The following is an 18,148-nucleotide window of genomic DNA, read 5'->3' as shown; positions in this document are numbered from 1 at the left end:
GCTCATAAAATATGGATCCTTTTCTCCAGTTGCTTCAGCAGGAAACTCAGGCACAACGTCACCAGCAGATAAATCAGCGCGACCGCGGTCCAGACTTCCAGTGCACGGAAGTTGCCCGCAATAATTTCCTGACCCTGGCGCGTTAATTCAGCCACGCCAATGACAATAAATAATGAGGTGTCTTTAATGCTGATAATCCATTGATTCCCCAGCGCCGGAATCATACGACGTAACGCCAGCGGCATGATCACGTACCATAGTGTACGGCGCTGGGAGAGTCCCATCGCCAGGCTGGCCTCTTTAAAACCTTTATTAATGGATAAAATGGCGCCACGGGTAATTTCCGCAATATAGGCACCAGAGTTAATAATAATGGTGACAATCGCGGCGCTCACCGGATCGATACGAATCGGTAACACCATCGGCAATGCGAAGTAAATAAACATCACCTGCACCATAATAGGTGTACCACGGATCAGCTCAACGAAAATTAATGATATCGTTTTCGTGATACGGCCACCCAGGGCACGGCAGGTTCCCGCCAGCAGGCCAATCACAAACCCACCGAGCAATCCCGTCAGGGAAATAATCAACGTCAATTGTAATCCCTGTAATAACAGCGGCAGGGATTCCCATATATATTTGGTTTCGAAATTCATAGCACGACCAATTCAGCTGAACTCAGGCCGGTTTTCACCGGCCTGACAGGATTATTTAGGTTGTTTATCAAACCACTTTACGTAGATTTTGTTGTAGGTGCCGTCGGCGCGTAATGCTTTCAGCGCCGCATTAACTTTTGGCGTCCAGCTGCTGTTTTTCTGCATTGCGAAACCGTACTGCTGCGGCAGAATGCTGTCGGTTTCTCCGGTAGATTTCACTTTGCCATCACCGGCAGTTTTCACGTAATAGAGTACGTTCGGTGAATCGTGCACCACGGCATCCAGATTACCGGCCTGCAAATCAAGGTAGGCGTTGTCGATATTCGGGAACTCAACGTAATCCGCTTTATATTTGGCTTTCATAAAACTGGCCGCCGCAGTGCCCTGTTTCAGGCCCACTTTTTTACCCGCCAAATCGCTGAATTTGGTGATGGTGTTATCACTGCTTTTAACCGCCATTAATAAATCGGCGTCATAATAACCATCGCTGAAATCCACCACCTGTTTGCGAGCATCGGTGATGGTAATCCCGGCCATTGCCACATCCAGATTGCGTGATTGCAAGCCCGGAATTAAACCACCGAAGTCCATTGGACGTAATTCATAGCTGACATGCATTTTCTGTGCAATGGCATCCCATAAATCGATATCAAAACCGACATATTTATCGCCTTGTTTAAATTCAAACGGAACAAAAGCGGTATCCACACCCACCACCAATTTATCCTGGGCCGTAGCAACAAAACTGGCCGAACAGGCAACGAGTGCCAGCGTGACTTTTAATTTTGAAAAAAATGCAGACATAATAACCCTCAGCGTCAGTGAAACAGCAGGCAGTAGCATTCGCGCAGCACAATAAATATTGGCTACCATTATTCATCAATGTTATTCAGCACGGGGAATAAGGGCGCGATACCTGCCCTTATTTTCGAGTGAACCACTTATGCGGGGATAATAAAATCCCTGGTGTCGGGTACTGGCGTCTGTGCGCCATTCATTATCATGGAAAGAAAACTGTAATAACCGTTGATACCGATCAGGTCGACCACACCTTTCTCACCCCACAGGGCGATGGCCTGTTGCCAGGTGTCATCATTCACTTTTTTCTGTTGATGCAGCTGCTGGCAGAAGTGATACAGCACCCACTCATCATCCTGTAAATCTTCAGGCAAGCGTTGCTCGTTAATCGCCTGCACGGCGTGGGCGGAGATCCCCTTCTCCCGTGCGATAGGGGCGTGAATCGCCCACTCAACCGGCTGTGACCAGTGGCGCGCCGTAAGCAGAATCGCCAGCTCCGACAGGCGCTGACCCAGCGCGCTGCGATAACGCAGATATTCACCCATACGTTGTGCATGCGCCATCAGCTCCGGGCTGCGTAACAGCGGTTCAAACGGTGGCAACAAGGCACCGCGCGGTCCGTTGATGATCTCTTCAGCCAACTGACGCTGTTCTTCGCTCCATTGCTGTTCAGCCAGCGGCGGTAAACGATTCATAATTAACGCCCCGCTAGCTTGCGCGTTTCTTCGCTAATCACCTGATGCAGCGTATCCACCACAAAATCCAGTTGTGGGCGGGTGACGATGAACGGTGGTGCGATCAGGATATGATCGCCATATTGACCGTCGAGGGTGCCGCCCATCGGATACACCATTAAACCACGCGCCATACATTGCGCTTTGATTGCCGCATGCAGCTTCAGTGCCGGATCGAACGGGGTCTTGCTGGCTTTATCCTGCACCAGTTCCACGCCCGCGAACAAACCGCGCCCGCGCGTGTCTCCGACATGCGGTAACTCACCTAACACCTCACGCAACGCCTGTTGCAGATATGCCCCCTGCTGCTGTACCTGTGCCAGCAGGTTGTCGCGCTCAATAACTTGCTGTACCGCCAATGCCGCTGCGGCCGCCGTGGCGTGACAGATGTAAGTATGACCATGCTGGAACAAGCCACTGCCCGCCTGTAATGCCGCGACAATTTTTTCGCTCGCCAGCACCGCACCAATCGGCTGATAACCGCCACCTAAGCCTTTGGCGATGGTGACAATATCCGGTACCACGCCGTCCTGCTCAAAAGCATGCAGGGTGCCGGTACGTCCCATGCCGCACATCACTTCGTCGGCGATATACAGGATGCCGTACTTGTCGCATAAACGGCGCACCCCCTGAAAATAGCCGGGGGTTGGCGGCGTGGCGCCGGTAGTCGCACCGACCACCGTTTCCGCACAGAAACCGATGATTTTCTCCGGCCCGGTGGTCAGAATCGCTTCTTCCAGTTCCTTCAACAGACGCTGGGTATATTGCTGCTGGCTTTCATCGTCGCGACGATCGCGATACTCATTGCATGCCGACACACGAACCACATCCATTAACAAAGGGGCAAACTGACGGCGACGCCACTCATTGCCCCCTACCGCTAACGCTCCAAGAGTATTACCGTGATAACTCTGCTTGCGGGCAATAAAGGTGGTGCGCTCAGGCTGACCAATCTCAACAAAATACTGACGTGCCAGTTTTAGCGCCGTCTCAACCGCTTCGGAGCCGCCAGAAACGAAGTAGGCATAATTCAGATCGCCAGGGGCAGTGCGGGTTAATTGCGCAGCCAACTGTTCAACAGTTTCACTGGTGAAAAAGCTGGTGTGCGCATAAGCCAGTTGATCAATCTGGCGGTGCATGGCGGCCAGCACCTCGGGATGACCATGCCCCAGGCAGGAAACTGCCGCGCCCCCGCAGGCATCGAGAAAACGCTTACCATGAATATCGGTGATGTAAGCCCCCTGCGCGCTCACCGCCACGGCTGGCGTGGTACGAAGGCTGCGGTGAATGATCTGACTCATGCTCTGTTCCTGCTCCTGAAAACGCTTGTGCTCGATATTGATTGCATCTTGCATGATCCATTTGAATCACGTCAATGCAAATATGATACAAATGCATTTCATTTTCTTATGACAGGAACAAATGGATCATCCGTCAGGATTTGCCAGGAATTACGTAGGCTCCCGAATCAATCAGATAACGTTCCGCGCTCTCAATCTTGCTGACCGCTTCGCGTCCATGACGCGCCACCAGCATCGCCAGCAGGCATTCCGCTAACCCCATACCCGACACTACCGAAGGGAAAAAGGAAGGACTGTCGATAGAGAACAACAGGGTACAATCTGCCGCCTGTGCCAGTGGGGAAACCGGGGAATCGGTAATGGCGATGATACGCGCACCGGCCTCAGTTGCCGCGTGCAGGACAGCGAGCGATTCGCGTGAATAAGGCGCGAAGCTGGTCAACAGCACACAATCTTTGCCACTTAACTCGCGGGTAAAGACTTCGATGTTACTCGCCAGACCATCAATCAATGACACCTGACGGTTAAACAGCCGGTAGACATAAAACAGCGACCAGGCGATGGGGAAGCTGGCACGAAAACCGCAGATATAGACGTTTTCCGCCTCATCCAGCAAGGTGACTGCCTGCTGCATTGCCTGTTGGTTTTCTGTCTGGGTAAAGGCCAGATTGGCCTGATGCGCCAGAAAAACCTCTTCATACAGTGCTGGCTGGGTGCCTTTCGCAATCAGTTTTTCCGCTTTGGATACATATGTATCATTGCGCAAACCCAGATCATCAATCATGGCGCTTTTCAGTTCACCCCAGCCTTGATAACCAAGGCGCTGCGCCAGCCGCAGCAATGTGGCAGGTTTGACGCCGCCTTCAGCGGCAAAAGCGCGCATCGACAACACCACCAGTTTGTTGGCATGTTGCAGGGAAAATTCGGCGGCACGCTGTAACTCTGGCGAGAGTGAACTGAACTGACTGACAATATTTTCCCGTAGATTCATCGCGTTTCGTCATCATAAAAAGGGTAACGGCACGATGTTAACACTCATACGCCGGGGAGATAATGAATATTCCCCTGCTTTTCCGTTATGCTAAAACAACGAAAACGACAGGACAGGATTATGGCTGCGCTGCTGCTTATTGATGATCACCCGTTAGTTGAAGTCGCGCTGAGTGCTGCCTGCGTCAACTCCCCGATTCCGTTGCAACTGTACGCCGCCGGTGACGAAGCCCAGGCGCGCCAATTGCTGCAACAACAAGCTATCGACCTGGTTATCCTTGATATTGGCTTACCGGACAGCGACGGGCTGGAACTGCTGCGTCGTCTGCGCATACATCATCCCGACTGTCCGGTACTGATCTATTCAGCGGAGCAGAGTCGTCATACCCTGCTGCGCGCCGCCTCGCTGGGTGCTGCCGGTTATGTGGTGAAAAGCCAGAGCATGGCGCAGTTGCTGAGTGCAATTCTCGCGGTGCTGGGCGGGCAACAGGCGTTTCCAGCCTTGCCCGAACGCATCGATTTACCACTGACCGAAAAAGAGCAGCAGATTGTTGCGCTGCTGGCTCGCGGCCTGTCGAATTTGCAGATTGCTGAACAACTGCATATCAGCAACAAAACCGTCAGCACGCATAAGAAGAACATCCTCGAGAAAACCGGGGTGCATTCGGTGGTTGAACTGGCTGAACTGTGGAAAGCACATCAGTGAGACGTCTGCTTCTGTTGCTGGCCTGGCTTTTCAGCACCGTGGCGCAGGCCGATTTACAACCCGCCAGCAGCGTGATGCTGCCGTCAATGATGCCTGCGCCACACAGCACGCCGTGGTCGTCCTCTCCCCTGCGCGTGGCGCTCCCCGCGCAAAATAGCGCGCCCTGGGTGATGCGCATCGGCGATCAGATTTGGGGTGTCGACGCTGACTATCTGAGCGCGCTCAGCCAGCTCACCGGCAGCCACTTCGTGTTGCAAACCTATGCCGATCGTGACCAGCAACTGGCCGCGCTGGCGCGCGGTGAGGTTGATTTGGTGCTAAGTACCAACCACGCCTCCTTATCACCCGACATTCGCCTCAGCGATAGCTGGTACACCAGCCCGGTGCGTATCTACCGCAACCGCGAAAATCAACGCGCCGTGATGTTCAATAGCCACAATGCGCAACTCACCGTAGCCCAATCCACGCTGGCGCAGCTGCCGGAAAATTTTGTGCGTGCGCATCGCTGGTTTGCGTTACCGGGGGATCTTCAGGCGCTGTATGCGCTGCTGAATCAGCAAAGCGACTACCTGGTGGCCGACCAAACCAGCGCCGGATTTCTGCTCAGTCAGTTGCAGCAGGGGCAGATCTACCAAATCACCGCTGACCCGGGTGCCGGAGATCTCACCCTGCGAGCGATGGCACGCGATCCGGCCCTGATCCAGTGGCTTAATCAGCAACTGCGTCTGCTGCCTGCCGAATTCAGCAACCGGGTTCAGCAGCGCTGGAGTCCCCCACTGCTGCGTTATCAGGATACGCAGACGCTGATGCTTTCTGCGCCGGAGCAGCAGTGGCTGACGCAACATCAGCAAATCCCCTATGCCGCTGAGGCTGATAACGCCCCCTGGAGCTATCGTGATGCCAATGGCAACCCACGGGGTTTTGCTATTGATTTACTCAACGCACTCAGCCAGAGCACCGGCCTGCATTTCACCCCGCACTGGGTGGCGAATCCACAACAGGCGACCACCTTGCTCCAGCAGCAACAGGTGATGCTCAGCGTTCTGCCTGCGCTGGACGGCACCACCACGCTGCCGGTATGGCGTGCCATCTGGGGCATTTACACCCTGTCGACGCGCCAGCCCATGAACTGGCAGGCGCTTCAGGGACAACGCGTAGGTATCTTGCGCGACGACCTGGCACAACGCATGCTGCCCGGTGGAATTAACGTCCAGGTTTTTGACGACCGTGCCCAGTTGTGGCAGGCGTTGAATAACAACCAAATCGATGCGCTGGTGGATAATGTGCTGTCGGCACGTTGGCGCATCGCCAGCCATTATGGTGAGCGCATCCATCTGGCGTTTGCCGCCAGTGATATTGCCTGGCCACTGGCCCCGCAAATCAGCGATCAACAACCGGTGTTGCGTGCCTTGCTGGATCGGGCGCTACAGCAAATCCCGCCGGAAACCCTCAACCAGATGCGCGATAACTGGTCGGTGCCGCCACAGCCCGGCACCAGCATGGCGATGCGTAATGTGCCGCTACTGGTGTTGATTGCCGCGGGTATCGCGATTCTGGTGCTGTTGGTGCTGCTGATACGCCGCTACCTGCAACAACGGCGCGAACGTCTGCAACGCGAGCAGGCCGAGCGGGCCAATGCCGCGAAAAGTCAGTTTCTTGCCACCGCCAGCCATGAGCTTCGTACGCCAATGCAGGCGATTCTGGGCCTGCTGGAGCTGGAACAACAACAACATCCCAGCGCCCGGCTGGAGCTGATGCACAGCAGCGCACGTTCGCTGATGGCATTGCTGAATGATTTGCAGGATCACGCGCGCATCGAGAGCCACAGTTTTCGCCTGGCACCGCGCCCGTTGAATTTGTCGCACTGGCTGCAACAGCAGCAGCAGTTCTACCATCCGTTAATGCGGGATGCCGGCCCACAGCTGGTGGTGGAGGCGTTAACTCGTCTGCCCGGCACGGTACTGCTGGACGGCGACCGCCTGCAACAGGTAGTGAATAATCTGGTGGCGAACGCGCTGAAGTTTACCCGTCAGGGTGATATCCGCCTGACGCTGGCGGTCAATGACGCCATCGTGTTGGTGGTGACGGATAGCGGCAGCGGCATCCCGCAAGAGGAGCAGGCGCAGTTATTTGAACCCTGGTATCAGGCACCGTCCGGTAAAGCCCTCGCCGTGCAGGGCAGCGGTCTTGGCTTGTTTATCTGCCGGGAGATTGTGCAGCGCATGGGCGGTAGCCTGACGTTAACGTCAGCACCGGGGACGGGCACCCGCGTTGAGGTCACGCTGCCGCTCACCCTTGTCGACGGTCAGACTGAAAGCGATTCTGCCGCCTGGCCGCACTATCCGCAGCTACGCGTGGCGATTGTCGACGACCATCCCACCAATTTGCTGGTGATGCAGCAGCAACTGGCGCTTTTTGCCATTCATGCCGAGGTGTTTGATGAGGGGCGCGCATTGCTGCGCGCGGATGCCCGTCAGCCCTTTGACCTGCTGTTTATTGACCAGATGATGCCGCGCCCCAATGGCCTCACGTTGTTGCGGATCCTGCGTCGCCGCCAGCGACAACGTGGCGATAATGCGTTGCGGGTGATCTGTTCCGCAGATGCGCAGCTGGTCAAGCTGCCGCTCCAACCCAACGAAGCGCTGCTGGTAAAACCGATCACGCTGAACGATGTTGCCCCCCTGCTGGCGCGCGCCAGCCAGGACCCGCTGATGCAGCTATCCGACAGCCTGCATATCCTTGCGCAGCACAACGCCAGCATGATTCCGCGCATTTGTCAGACGTTGCAACGCACGATGCTACAGGACCGCGACACCCTGCTGACCGCCAGCACCGCGCAGGATTGGCCAGCACTGGCGCGCGCCGCACATCGGATGAAAGGCAGCTGGCTGTTGCTGGGGATGGACGAGGTTGCGTCCCATTGTCAGCAACTGGCAGAAGCCGCCAAACAGCAACGGCTGGAACCAGAGCAACTCAATTTACTGATATCATTAACGAACAGGTTACTGAAAAAACTGGAAAGTTATGGCACACACCCATTCTCACAACACGCCTGACGGCAACCATACCCGCCTCGCAGCGGCCTTTGGCATTACCGCCTTGTTTATGTTGGTCGAAGCGATTGGCGGTTGGATCTCCGGTTCGCTGGCCCTGCTGGCAGATGCTGGTCATATGCTTACCGATACCGCCGCCCTCTTGATGGCGCTGCTGGCTGTGCAATTTTCCCGACGCAAACCGAATGCGCGTCATACCTTTGGCTTGTTGCGCCTCACCACGCTGGCTGCCTTTGTCAACGCGATTGCCTTGCTGGTGATTACCGTGATGATTGTCTGGGAGGCGTTACGGCGCTTTTATCAACCGCAGCCGGTCGCCGGTGGCCTGATGCTGACCATTGGTGTGGCCGGTTTGCTGGCGAATTTGCTCTCCTTCTGGCTGCTGCATCATGGCAGCGAAGAGAAGAACCTTAACGTGCGTGCAGCCGCCCTGCATGTGCTGGGGGATTTGCTGGGTTCGGTCGGTGCTATTGTCGCGGCGGTGATCATTATGTTCACCGGCTGGACGCCGATCGATCCGATTCTGTCGCTGCTGGTGTCGCTGCTGGTGGTACGCAGCGCCTGGTCGTTGCTGCGTGAAAGTTTGCACGAACTGCTGGAGGGCGCGCCCGGTCATATCAATGTTGATAAGCTCAAACGCGAACTGACTCTGAATATCGCTGAAGTGCGCAATGTCCATCATGTGCATTTATGGCAAGTGGGCGAGAAACCGGTGCTGACGCTGCATGTACAGGTGATCCCGCCTTATGACCACGACGCGCTGCTGGTGCGCATTCATCGCTACCTGCACCAGCATTATCAGATCGCTCACGCCACGGTGCAGATGGAGTACCAGCCCTGTAGCGGGCCGGATTGTGAATTGTGCTTCGACTCAGGGAGTATGCAGCATGACCCGCATCATCATGCCGGTCATGTGCACCAACATCATTAAGAGGAGAGCGCATGCGAGCCATGTTCGCGTGCGCTTTTGATCCACAAACGGGAACCGTTCAGCGCGATCAGCGTCAGGATGGCGTACTCCAGCGACATGGCATAGACGCCCTGGCGGGCAAAAATCATCACGCTGATGACATTGATCACCACCCACAGCAGCCAATTTTCCACGTATTTACGCGTCATCAGAATCATCGCCACAATCGACAACACCATCATGCTGGAATCCCAGAACGGGAAGGCATCCGGTTGTAATTGCGGCATCACCACCTGCAACCCCAGCCCCTGCATGATGCCTACCGCGCTGCGGGTCAGGAAGGCAAACACCGGGTCAATCCAGAAGGTCATCAGCGCGATGGCAATGACGCATACAGCCCCCCAGCCCAGCGCTTTTGGCAGCGGCAGCCAGCGAATTTTCAGCTCCGCTTCCTGCGCTTCATTTTGCCGACTCCAGGCATACCAGCCATAGACATTGGCGACAAAGAAAAACAGTTGCAGCAGCAAACTGGCGTAGAGCTGGATCTGGAAGAAGATCACCGCAAACAGGGTGACGTTGATCAGGCCGAAGAAATAATTGATGATTTTTTCCAGACTGGCCAGCCAGATACACAGCAGGCCAGCCACAGTGCCGACCGCTTCGATCCAGGAAAGATCGTAGCCGCCGACGCCGAGAGGAATATGAACCAGAATGTTTTGCGTGCTAAAGAAATCCATAACGGGCACCTGTCTGAAAGGTGCAGCGCGTCAGGCGTTCCCTTTCACCTTGAGTTTGAGTTCCGCTGCAAAGGATAGCATGCGGTTGAGTGGCAGCAACGCCGCTTCGCGTAATCCATCATCGACATGGATTTCGTGCTCACTGCCGCCCTGCGCTAACCCTTCGGCAATCGCTTTCAACCCGTTCATTGCCATCCACGGACAATGCGCACAGCTGCGACAGGTAGCCCCTTCTCCGGCAGTCGGTGCTTCCAGTAGCTCCTTTTCCGGTACCGCCTGCTGCATTTTGTAGAAGATGCCGCGGTCAGTGGCGACGATCATCTGCGGATGCGGCAGGCTTTTCGCCGCCTGAATCAGCTGGCTGGTAGAACCGACGGCATCGGCCAGATCGACAATCGCCTGAGGGGATTCCGGGTGGACCAGCACGGCGGCATCAGGATAGAGCGCCTTCATACGTTGCAGCGCCTGGGTTTTGAATTCATCGTGTACGATGCAGGCCCCCTGCCAGCACAGCACATCCGCGCCGGTTTTCTGCGTAACGTAGCGCCCCAGATGACGATCCGGTGCCCAGATGATTTTCTCACCGAGGCTGTCGAGATGTTCAATCAGTTCAACCGCGATGCTGGAGGTCACAACCCAATCGGCGCGGGCTTTAACCGCTGCCGAGGTGTTGGCATACACCACCACGGTACGATCCGGGTGCGCATCGCAAAAGCGGTTGAACTCCTCAATCGGACAGCCCAGATCGAGCGAGCATTCCGCCTGCAAGGTAGGCATCAGCACGGTTTTTTCCGGGCTGAGAATTTTCGCGGTTTCGCCCATAAAACGCACCCCTGCCACCAGTAGAGTGGAGGCCGGATGAGTGCTACCAAAACGCGCCATTTCCAGCGAATCCGCTACGCAGCCACCGGTGGCTTCCGCCAGAGCCTGAATTTCTGGATCGGTGTAATAATGCGCCACCATCACCGCATCGCGTTCTTTTAGTAACCGTTTGATTTCTTCGATATAAAACGATTTTTCATCCTGGCTGAGACGCGCCGGTTTCGGCGGGAAGGGGTAGATCGCGCTTTCAGGATCGAACATCAGGCTCATGACACGGCTCTCGGTTTTCTTAATTTAACAAAATCGCCTTGAGGGGCGATTAAGATGGCAAAAAATCCGCCATCGTGTTTTATATGCTAAACAAGATAGCGGATCTCACCGAACGTGTCGTGTTTTTTTTACCCAAAGCAGAGTGGCTGTGACGCGGTTAGCGTTTTGGCATCCCTTCCAGTTCCAGCAGGAAGGCTTTGACCGGCAAGCCACCGGCAAATCCGGTCAGTTTGCCATTGCTGCCAATAACCCGATGGCAAGGTGCCACAATCGACAGTGGATTCTTACCGTTGGCCGCACCGACGGCCCGCACCGCTTTAGGATTACCAATTTGCTCGGCGATCTGGCGATAGCTGCGGGTTTCACCAAAGGGAATGGTGATCAACGCCTGCCAGACTTTTTTCTGAAACTCAGTGCCGACGGTGTCATAGGGCAGGTCAAACTGCTGACGCTGCCCGGCAAAGTATTCGCCTAGCTGGCGTTCGGTTTCACATAAGATCGGATGCTGGTCATCACGGCTGATCGGCTTGAGCGGCACGCGTTGTGACCCTTCGTTCTCCCACAAAATCGCCGAGAGTCCTTTATTGCTGGCAATTAAGGTGAGATCGCCCACAGGGGTAGCGATAATTTTTGCATGATACATAGTGCGCCTCCGGCTTGATATCTGTGGTGCATTATCGCACTTTTGCTGCCATAAACTGGCTGTTTTCGGTCATGCAGATAAACTGGTTAGCTGTCCGAAAGCAGCGAGTTTTCGTCGCCAGGCTGCGCGAGGATGCGGTTTATTTGCTGGAGAAGATGATGTTTGATCCCGATATTGCTTACCAGGCGCTGACATCGCGCGACAGCCGTTTTGACGGCTTGTTTTTTGTTGGTGTGACATCAACCGGCATCTATTGTCGACCGATCTGCCCGGTTAAAGCCCCAATGCAGAAAAATTGCCTGTTCTTTTCCAGCGCTGAAGCGGCAGAGAAGGCCCATTTTCGCCCCTGTCTGCGGTGCCGCCCGGAACTGGCTCCCGGTTTTGCCCCGGTTGATAGTCACCATCGTATCGCCGATCGGTTGATCCGCCGCATTGAAGAAGGCCTGCTGGAAGAGCAGGAAACGCTGGCGGAGATTGCCAGCGAGTTTGGTCTGAGTGAGCGCCAGTTGCGCCGCGTAGTGCAGCAGGAACTGGGCGTATCACCGATCGAGTTACGGCAAACCCGGCGCATGTTGCTGGCGAAGCAGCTATTGACTGAAACCTCGCTGCCAATCACGGAAATCGCCTATGCCAGCGGTTTTAACAGCCTGCGCCGATTCAATGATGTGTTCCAGGCCCGCTACCGTATGACGCCATCCCGCCTGCGTAAGCAGGCTTCCCCTGCCCCCGGCACGCCGTTGCAGGAGAGCGCGGAACTCCGCCTGAGTTATCGCCCGCCTTATGACTGGGAGGCGATACTCGATTTTCTGCAACAGCGCGTGATGAAGGAGGTGGAATGGGTGTCAGAGGGCGTCTATCACCGTACCGTGGCGCTGGGCGGTTGTCAGGGTTGGGTACGCGTCAGCCACTATCCTGAGAAACAGGCGCTGAAGGTACAATTCACCACCAGCCTGACGCCGGTGTTGCCCGCCCTGCTACGCCGCCTGCGCGATTTGTTCGATTTGGATGCCCAACCGCAGCGAATTGCCGACCAGTTAGCCCAGGACCCGTTACTGGCACCGAGTCTGGCAAAGTATCCCGGCCTGCGAGTGCCAGGCGCGTTTGATGGTTTTGAGTTGGGAGTGCGGGCGATTCTCGGTCAGCAGGTGACGGTCAAGGCGGCGACGACGTTGAGTAGCCGTGTGGCACAGCGTTTTGGCGCGCCCATGATGACGCCGTGGCCTGAGTTGTCGCGCCTCTCTCCCAGCGCAGAAACGCTGGCGGCTGCAACCCAGGATGATATCGCCAGCCTTGGGATTGTCAGCGCACGTTCCCTGGCGATCATCGCCCTGGCTCAGTCCTGCGCCTCGGGTTCCTTGCGTTTTAATGGCGCGGTAAATCCGGATGTGGTGCAGCAGCAATTGCTGGCGCTGAAAGGGGTCGGTCCGTGGACCGCCAGCTATATCGCGATGCGGGCGCTGCGCTGGCCGGATGCGTTTCCCAAAGAGGATATCGCGATTCGTAACAATCTGGGCGGCGTAAGTGCGAAGGAAGCGGAACAACTGTCGCAGGTGTGGCGTCCGTGGCGCAGTTATGCGGTGCTGCATATCTGGCGTAGCGGTGCGATTGATCGCGCAGAAAAGCACGATTCGTAACGGTCATAAAAGAGCGCGATAAATCGCGCCGCTACGGTTTACAGAGTGATACCCCTGGCACCGTTACCCCTACAAAAAAACTAAAAGGCGCCCTCAGGGCGCCTTGTTTAGCCAATAATTACGTTAACATTCAGGCATGTTCATCATACAGCGTTTGTGCCTGCTCACGCGCCAGTTCCAGCTTCGGCTGGGCGTTCATGGTCGCCACTGAACGCTCAATCCTCTGGCGAGTGTACTTACGGATCAGTGCCTGCATCCCTTCATCCATCAGTCGGGTGCGCTCATCACTGGCGTAGCTCTTTGATTTTGCATGGTAGATGTAAGTGTTGGTGAGGACAGCCAGATCGAAACCGGCATCCGACACGCGGAAACAGAAATCATTCTCCTCGCCATAGCCGTGTGGGAAGCTTTTTTCGTCGAACAGACCTATTGCATCAAACACTTCACGCTTAACCGCGAAACAGAAACCATGTACCAATGGTACGCGCACCAACTGACGATCCCAGCGTGTCTCGAAGAAGTGATCAATATCCGCCGGAGTCAGGCCGTCCGGCAGTGCGTTAATTGCCGTTTGCGTTGCGGTGCCCTTGATAGAAGGCACGGATTGGGTACTTGCCGCATTGGAAAGTGGCCCCACTACGCCAAGGTTTGGTTGGCTATCCAGCGCATGACACAGTTTTTCTAACGCACCTGCGGGAACGATAGTGTCACTGTTAAGCAACAACACATTGCGGCTGGAACCACCGCGCACACCATTATTGGCTGTCTTGGTGTAACCCAGTCGAACTTCCTGTCTGATCAATTTGGCGCCTTTGGCAACGGCAAATTCCGCGAGAAATTGCTCGGTCTCTTTAGCGGAGGCATCATCGACCAGAATGATATTTCCTCGTCCCTGCAATGCTTCATCCAGAGATGCCAGGCACGCACGCACATCATCCAGTGCGTTGTGAACACAGACCACAACATCAAGATCGAGAGATTTCTGCGGTTGCGCGTCCTTGTCAGCAGACGTGTAACTGATATCAACTACCGGTTCTGAGGCCGGGGTATGCCAGCTTGCGTAGATATGCGGCTGCGGTCCCCATTGGTTCAAACCATGCTCGTACAGTGCAAACTCGTCAGAGTCACGCACCGATTGATTATCTTCCAGCAACGGATACCAGGTGACGCCAGATGCGTTCAACGCATAACTTATACTGATCTGATCACGACGGCTGTAGGTGTTGATCTCGTTCCACCACAGTTTCATGAAGTTATGCACCGCCTGCTCGCGCGCATCCAGCACCAGCACATTGCTTTCGATCAGCGGAATAAGACTCAGCTCATCAATGGCTTTATAACGGCCAATCTGCTCGCTGACTGCTGACGGATCATCAAGCTCCAGCGCCAGGATCTCTTCAGCTTCTTCCAGCCAGGTGTCGCGGATCGGATGTTTAATCGCGCCAATCTGCCGTTCAGATAACGCCACGCGTTCCACCAGATCGGAAACCGGGACATTCAGCTCAACGTTGGCGTCGATCCAGATGACATAATCATAGTTTTCGATATATTTCAGCAAATTAGTCTTAATATATCGCGCTGAGCGGCGAGGATCGGCATCAATATAAGGCGGAAGATGCATCTGGAACACACCGTAACCATCGGTGACCGAATCAGAAAAACAGTGGTAATCGACATCGCTTTCAAGGCATTTGGGCAGCAGTAACGCATCAAAAGGCCCAATAATGGCGGTAACCAATGCAATACGTGGTTTCCGACCGCCCCTCGCCTGAACGGCACGCTGGTAAGCTTCGATATCCGCGTGACGGTCACGCACCAATTGCGGGAAACTACCAGACTCAGAATCAGCTAAACGCGCTCGATCAAAGTAGTTGATCAGACGGAAGTCCCTATCGACGAAACGCATAGTTGTCGTGTAATTCTGCAACAGCGGGACCGTACCAAACAGGCGCTCAAAACCATGTGCCAGCGTACCGTCATACTGTCCTTCCTCTTCGTCAAAATCTTCCAGACGGTATTCACCATTGAGCAGTGGGCGCAATGCATCAGAACGCGACCAGAAGAACGATCCTGCCGGATAGTCCGGACAATAGGTCATGTCATAGGTGAAGCCCAGACGTGCCAGCTGTTCCTTAACTATCTCACGATTGCCTCCCCAATTAGGTTGACGTGTCACCCCGTAGAAATAAGCCGGGAATAACACACCTAATTTCGGATCGTTATCAAATGAATTCAGGATTTGTGTCGTAATAGACTCACTGCCCAGCGTGTAATGCAGCAGGAAACGACGCCATCCTTTTGATAACGCTTGTGGCGATTTCTTCGAGTGAATATGAAGAATAAGTTCGTAGGAAAGCAATTCCGGACCAAACTCAACAATAAACGGATAAATATCTCTCCCTTTATTTTCTGTTTCCCGGATGATTAATTTTTTAAGCGTTTTAATACCCGTACGGAATTTGCGCTCGCACTCTTCGACATTATGCTTGCCACGAGGCAGCGAAATAAACAGATCAAAGCCTGTCGGGATGGTATTCAAATGTTTGATAAATTCATCGGCCAGATCGACATAATACAAGTGCAGATGGACACCAATGGTGCGCGAGAAACCTTCATTCAATTGCACTGGGGCGTCAATCAATAACGTCCTTCCTTTAGCACCATATTCTGAAGGCCCATAGCGGAAGAACGGTGCTTCTAACATGCGCGGCGTTGCACTCGGCTGACGCCCTTCGGTATGGCCATACAGAAGAAAATGTTCGAACGGGTCCATACCTGATGCAGCAACATCAGGATAGGTTTCCAGATACCACGGAATATCCAGATCCTGCGCGACCAGCCTGGCTAATGAAGAAAATCGTCCTTCCTGACGTCCATGCGTAATGTAATGGTACACCGCAGATATCTGCGCGCGGGCAACGTCGGTGTAGGTATCGAGATACCATTCTGCATCGAAATCTGGCACCTCAGCCTGCAGAAAGGCATTTTGGGTAGGATAGCGACCTTCGTGCTTACCGTAGTTCTGGTAATGTTCTTCTGGCTCGACACCCGACCCCAATACATCTGGATAGGTTTGCAGATACCATTCGCGATCGACCTGAACCTGTTGCTCAGGCATTCCTGGAGCAGCAGATTGACGTCGCAGTAGCGTGTTTTTTGTCCGTCGTAATACACGACGCAGCGCGCGTTTCGTAGCACGCACAGGCGCAGTGATACGCCATGAGGAGGAGTTCAGAATGATTCTGATATCCTCATTTTTGAACGCAAGCTCCTGAGTGGCCAGTGCCAGCGATTCAGCCGCCTTTCTGGCTTCAGCGAGTAACATCTCATTTTCTTGTCTGCGCAGCACCAGTTGTTGTGTAGCCCGCGACAGAGAAGCCTCTAATTCCACAATTTGCGCAGCGGTTTTTGCATCTGTCCGTTCTCTGGCGTTGTCATTTTCCATAATCCGCATGCGGAACTGTTCCTTTTGCTGAGATATCGTTACTTCTGCTTCCGCAATTCGCTGGCGGAGTTGCTCCACTTCCTTAACCGAGCGATCGCGCTCGCTTTGGGCAGCCCCAATCGTTGTTTTTAACGAACGTACACTATATTCATCAAGGCAAGCTTTCCCCAGACGGGCAAACACTTCCTGAACGTTACGGAGTTGCGTTTCATCGTTATCGGCTGCAAACAAGCGTTGTAATGCTGCGGTTTGCTCAGCCCCCACCCCCACTATCGTTAAACCATGACCGTGGGCAAATTCGAAACAGGGATAGGTGTGTCTTAACTCCTCAACAAAGCGGAAAACGCCAAAGTCCCCCTTACGCTCGTTGCTGTCATGAATAATAACCACCCCACGACTGGAGAGTTTCGGCAGCCAGGTGTCAAAGTCGTGTTTCACGGCTTCGTAAGTATGGTATCCATCGATATGTAGCAGATCGATTTCATCCTCTTTGAAGAAGTTAGCCCCTTCATCAAAGGTGGTGCGCATGAGTGTAGAGAAGCGTGAGTAGAAACGAGTATTGTGAGCATGCACCGAGCCATAGACGTTTTCGCCATAAAAGCCGGCATGCTCATCACCTTTCCAGGCATCGATGGCGTAACTTCGAGTAGGTAAACGCAGCTGTTCAATTGCCTGGCAGAATGCAAAATACGATGAGCCATAATGTGTGCCCAGCTCAACCAGAACGCGCGGTTTGTGGGCATTGGTCAGCCAAAAAGCAAAGGGGATATGTTCAAGCCAGGCTGATTGGGTAAGCTCCGTTGGTTGCATGAACGCAATCGCATTCATGGTCAAATCCGGGTATGCGGAGTTCCCACCAATTCCAATCTTAATTTCTGCAGAGGTATTCGAAGCGTTTTTGAATTCCTTTACTGTATTGAATTCTTTTTCAGTCGAGTTCATTTTTTTTCCCAAAGACACTTACAACGGCTTCAGCATAATCCCATTTCGTATAAGAATCATCTTATATATCCAGCATTACCAAGACTGGGAGCAGACTGATTCTTCGCTAATGTTCCGTCCCGGAACATGGAGACTGACCGGGGACATCGCCAGCGTCGCCTGGCTGGCAGCGCCTGTGTTCACAGTGAATACATCGAGAATGATGATAATGCGGTGGTTAAATAGTATGTTTGCCCAGGTTCTCTAACGCAATAGTGTCATCTGAAATTTAGATTTTTCTCCGAAAAATTGCCGCACATTCGCAGACAAAATGCTGAACTATCAGGCATGGAATTCATCAAGATGAAAAAAAACCGCCTCTCTGAAACAGAGAGGCGGTTTTCTTATTTCCCCGGATATTATCAAATATCCCAGGAAGCAATATTGGTGGGTCGTGCAGGATTCGAACCTGCGACCAATTGATTAAAAGTCAACTGCTCTACCAACTGAGCTAACGACCCGCTC

General features: G+C 54.1%; 13 protein-coding genes and 1 tRNA gene. 4 read left to right on the top strand and 10 right to left on the bottom strand.

Annotation, left to right across the window (positions count from 1 at the left end; genetic code table 11):
- Window positions 1-2: 2 nt before the first annotated feature.
- From glnP to AC6I8R_RS05955, 5 genes are all read right to left on the bottom strand, one after another.
- Window positions 3-659 (bottom strand): glutamine ABC transporter permease GlnP, encoded by a 657-nt coding sequence (glnP, locus tag AC6I8R_RS05975; RefSeq protein WP_208725035.1) that lies wholly within the window; start codon window positions 657-659, stop codon window positions 3-5.
- Window positions 660-710: 51 nt separating this feature from the next.
- Complete coding sequence (gene glnH, locus AC6I8R_RS05970; RefSeq protein ID WP_415173816.1) at window positions 711-1,463, bottom strand: glutamine ABC transporter substrate-binding protein GlnH; 753 nt, start codon at window positions 1,461-1,463, stop codon at window positions 711-713.
- 137 nt (window positions 1,464-1,600) lie between these two features.
- Window positions 1,601-2,152, bottom strand: a complete 552-nt coding sequence (locus AC6I8R_RS05965) for a carboxymuconolactone decarboxylase family protein (RefSeq protein WP_208725033.1) — start codon at window positions 2,150-2,152, stop codon at window positions 1,601-1,603.
- Window positions 2,153-2,154: 2 nt separating this feature from the next.
- Window positions 2,155-3,492: an aspartate aminotransferase family protein gene (locus AC6I8R_RS05960; RefSeq protein WP_497832004.1), complete on the bottom strand. Its 1,338-nt coding sequence runs from the start codon at window positions 3,490-3,492 to the stop codon at window positions 2,155-2,157.
- A gap of 133 nt (window positions 3,493-3,625) precedes the next feature.
- Entirely contained in the window at window positions 3,626-4,483 is an 858-nt protein-coding gene (locus AC6I8R_RS05955; protein WP_021182432.1) for a MurR/RpiR family transcriptional regulator, read from the bottom strand.
- 120 nt (window positions 4,484-4,603) lie between these two features.
- Here AC6I8R_RS05955 and AC6I8R_RS05950 point away from each other — a divergent pair, with 120 nt between their 5' ends.
- From AC6I8R_RS05950 to zitB, 3 genes are read left to right on the top strand one after another with little or no spacing between them, the layout of a single operon-like run.
- Window positions 4,604-5,188 (top strand): response regulator transcription factor, encoded by a 585-nt coding sequence (locus AC6I8R_RS05950; protein ID WP_021182431.1) that lies wholly within the window; start codon window positions 4,604-4,606, stop codon window positions 5,186-5,188.
- A complete protein-coding gene (locus AC6I8R_RS05945) occupies window positions 5,185-8,244 on the top strand; it encodes an ATP-binding protein (protein WP_497832003.1) in 3,060 nt (1,019 codons plus the stop codon). The genes AC6I8R_RS05950 and AC6I8R_RS05945 overlap by 4 nt, the downstream gene beginning before the upstream one ends.
- A complete protein-coding gene (gene zitB / locus AC6I8R_RS05940) occupies window positions 8,213-9,172 on the top strand; it encodes a CDF family zinc transporter ZitB (RefSeq protein WP_415173820.1) in 960 nt (319 codons plus the stop codon). Before AC6I8R_RS05945 ends, zitB begins: the two co-directional genes overlap by 32 nt.
- On the opposite strand, the gene pnuC is transcribed toward zitB, so the two are convergent.
- From pnuC to AC6I8R_RS05925, 3 genes are all read right to left on the bottom strand, one after another.
- A complete protein-coding gene (gene pnuC / locus AC6I8R_RS05935) occupies window positions 9,169-9,888 on the bottom strand; it encodes a nicotinamide riboside transporter PnuC (protein ID WP_021182428.1) in 720 nt (239 codons plus the stop codon). The genes zitB and pnuC overlap by 4 nt on opposite strands.
- A 30-nt stretch (window positions 9,889-9,918) precedes the next feature.
- The gene (nadA, locus tag AC6I8R_RS05930; RefSeq protein WP_415173821.1) at window positions 9,919-10,980 is read right to left on the bottom strand and encodes a quinolinate synthase NadA; all 1,062 of its coding nucleotides are present in this window, start codon (window positions 10,978-10,980) and stop codon (window positions 9,919-9,921) included.
- A 157-nt stretch (window positions 10,981-11,137) separates the two neighbouring features.
- Window positions 11,138-11,623 (bottom strand): methylated-DNA--[protein]-cysteine S-methyltransferase, encoded by a 486-nt coding sequence (locus AC6I8R_RS05925; protein ID WP_021182426.1) that lies wholly within the window; start codon window positions 11,621-11,623, stop codon window positions 11,138-11,140.
- 158 nt (window positions 11,624-11,781) lie between these two features.
- On the opposite strand from AC6I8R_RS05925, the gene AC6I8R_RS05920 reads away from it, so the two are divergent.
- Window positions 11,782-13,257 carry an AlkA N-terminal domain-containing protein gene (locus AC6I8R_RS05920; protein ID WP_497832738.1) on the top strand — a complete coding sequence of 492 codons (1,476 nt, stop codon included), beginning with the start codon at window positions 11,782-11,784 and terminating at the stop codon, window positions 13,255-13,257.
- 130 nt (window positions 13,258-13,387) lie between these two features.
- Here the strand turns inward: AC6I8R_RS05920 and AC6I8R_RS05915 are convergent, their stop codons facing one another.
- Both AC6I8R_RS05915 and AC6I8R_RS05910 read right to left on the bottom strand, forming a co-directional pair.
- Window positions 13,388-17,644, bottom strand: a complete 4,257-nt coding sequence (locus AC6I8R_RS05915) for a rhamnan synthesis F family protein (RefSeq protein WP_497832002.1) — start codon at window positions 17,642-17,644, stop codon at window positions 13,388-13,390.
- 424 nt (window positions 17,645-18,068) lie between these two features.
- Window positions 18,069-18,144: transfer RNA gene (locus AC6I8R_RS05910), tRNA-Lys, on the bottom strand.
- Window positions 18,145-18,148 lie beyond the last annotated feature (4 nt).

Source organism: Pantoea sp. X-Soil-OKNW-713, assembly GCF_059730685.1.
Note: the sequence above shows the minus strand (reverse complement) of the source record. Positions and strands in the feature narration are given on the sequence as shown.

What these genes read in the sequence shown, in the direction of transcription:
- pnuC (WP_021182428.1), bottom strand. Translation starts at nt 9,888, where the DNA reads ATGGATTTCTTTAGCACGCAAAACATTCTGGTTCATATTCCTCTCGGC.
- AC6I8R_RS05915 (WP_497832002.1), bottom strand. Translation starts at nt 17,644, where the DNA reads ATGAACTCGACTGAAAAAGAATTCAATACAGTAAAGGAATTCAAAAAC.
- AC6I8R_RS05920 (WP_497832738.1), top strand. Translation starts at nt 11,782, where the DNA reads ATGTTTGATCCCGATATTGCTTACCAGGCGCTGACATCGCGCGACAGC.
- AC6I8R_RS05960 (WP_497832004.1), bottom strand. Translation starts at nt 3,492, where the DNA reads ATGAGTCAGATCATTCACCGCAGCCTTCGTACCACGCCAGCCGTGGCG.
- AC6I8R_RS05965 (WP_208725033.1), bottom strand. Translation starts at nt 2,152, where the DNA reads ATGAATCGTTTACCGCCGCTGGCTGAACAGCAATGGAGCGAAGAACAG.
- glnP (WP_208725035.1), bottom strand. Translation starts at nt 659, where the DNA reads ATGAATTTCGAAACCAAATATATATGGGAATCCCTGCCGCTGTTATTA.
- AC6I8R_RS05955 (WP_021182432.1), bottom strand. Translation starts at nt 4,483, where the DNA reads ATGAATCTACGGGAAAATATTGTCAGTCAGTTCAGTTCACTCTCGCCA.
- AC6I8R_RS05950 (WP_021182431.1), top strand. Translation starts at nt 4,604, where the DNA reads ATGGCTGCGCTGCTGCTTATTGATGATCACCCGTTAGTTGAAGTCGCG.
- AC6I8R_RS05925 (WP_021182426.1), bottom strand. Translation starts at nt 11,623, where the DNA reads ATGTATCATGCAAAAATTATCGCTACCCCTGTGGGCGATCTCACCTTA.
- glnH (WP_415173816.1), bottom strand. Translation starts at nt 1,463, where the DNA reads ATGTCTGCATTTTTTTCAAAATTAAAAGTCACGCTGGCACTCGTTGCC.
- zitB (WP_415173820.1), top strand. Translation starts at nt 8,213, where the DNA reads ATGGCACACACCCATTCTCACAACACGCCTGACGGCAACCATACCCGC.
- nadA (WP_415173821.1), bottom strand. Translation starts at nt 10,980, where the DNA reads ATGAGCCTGATGTTCGATCCTGAAAGCGCGATCTACCCCTTCCCGCCG.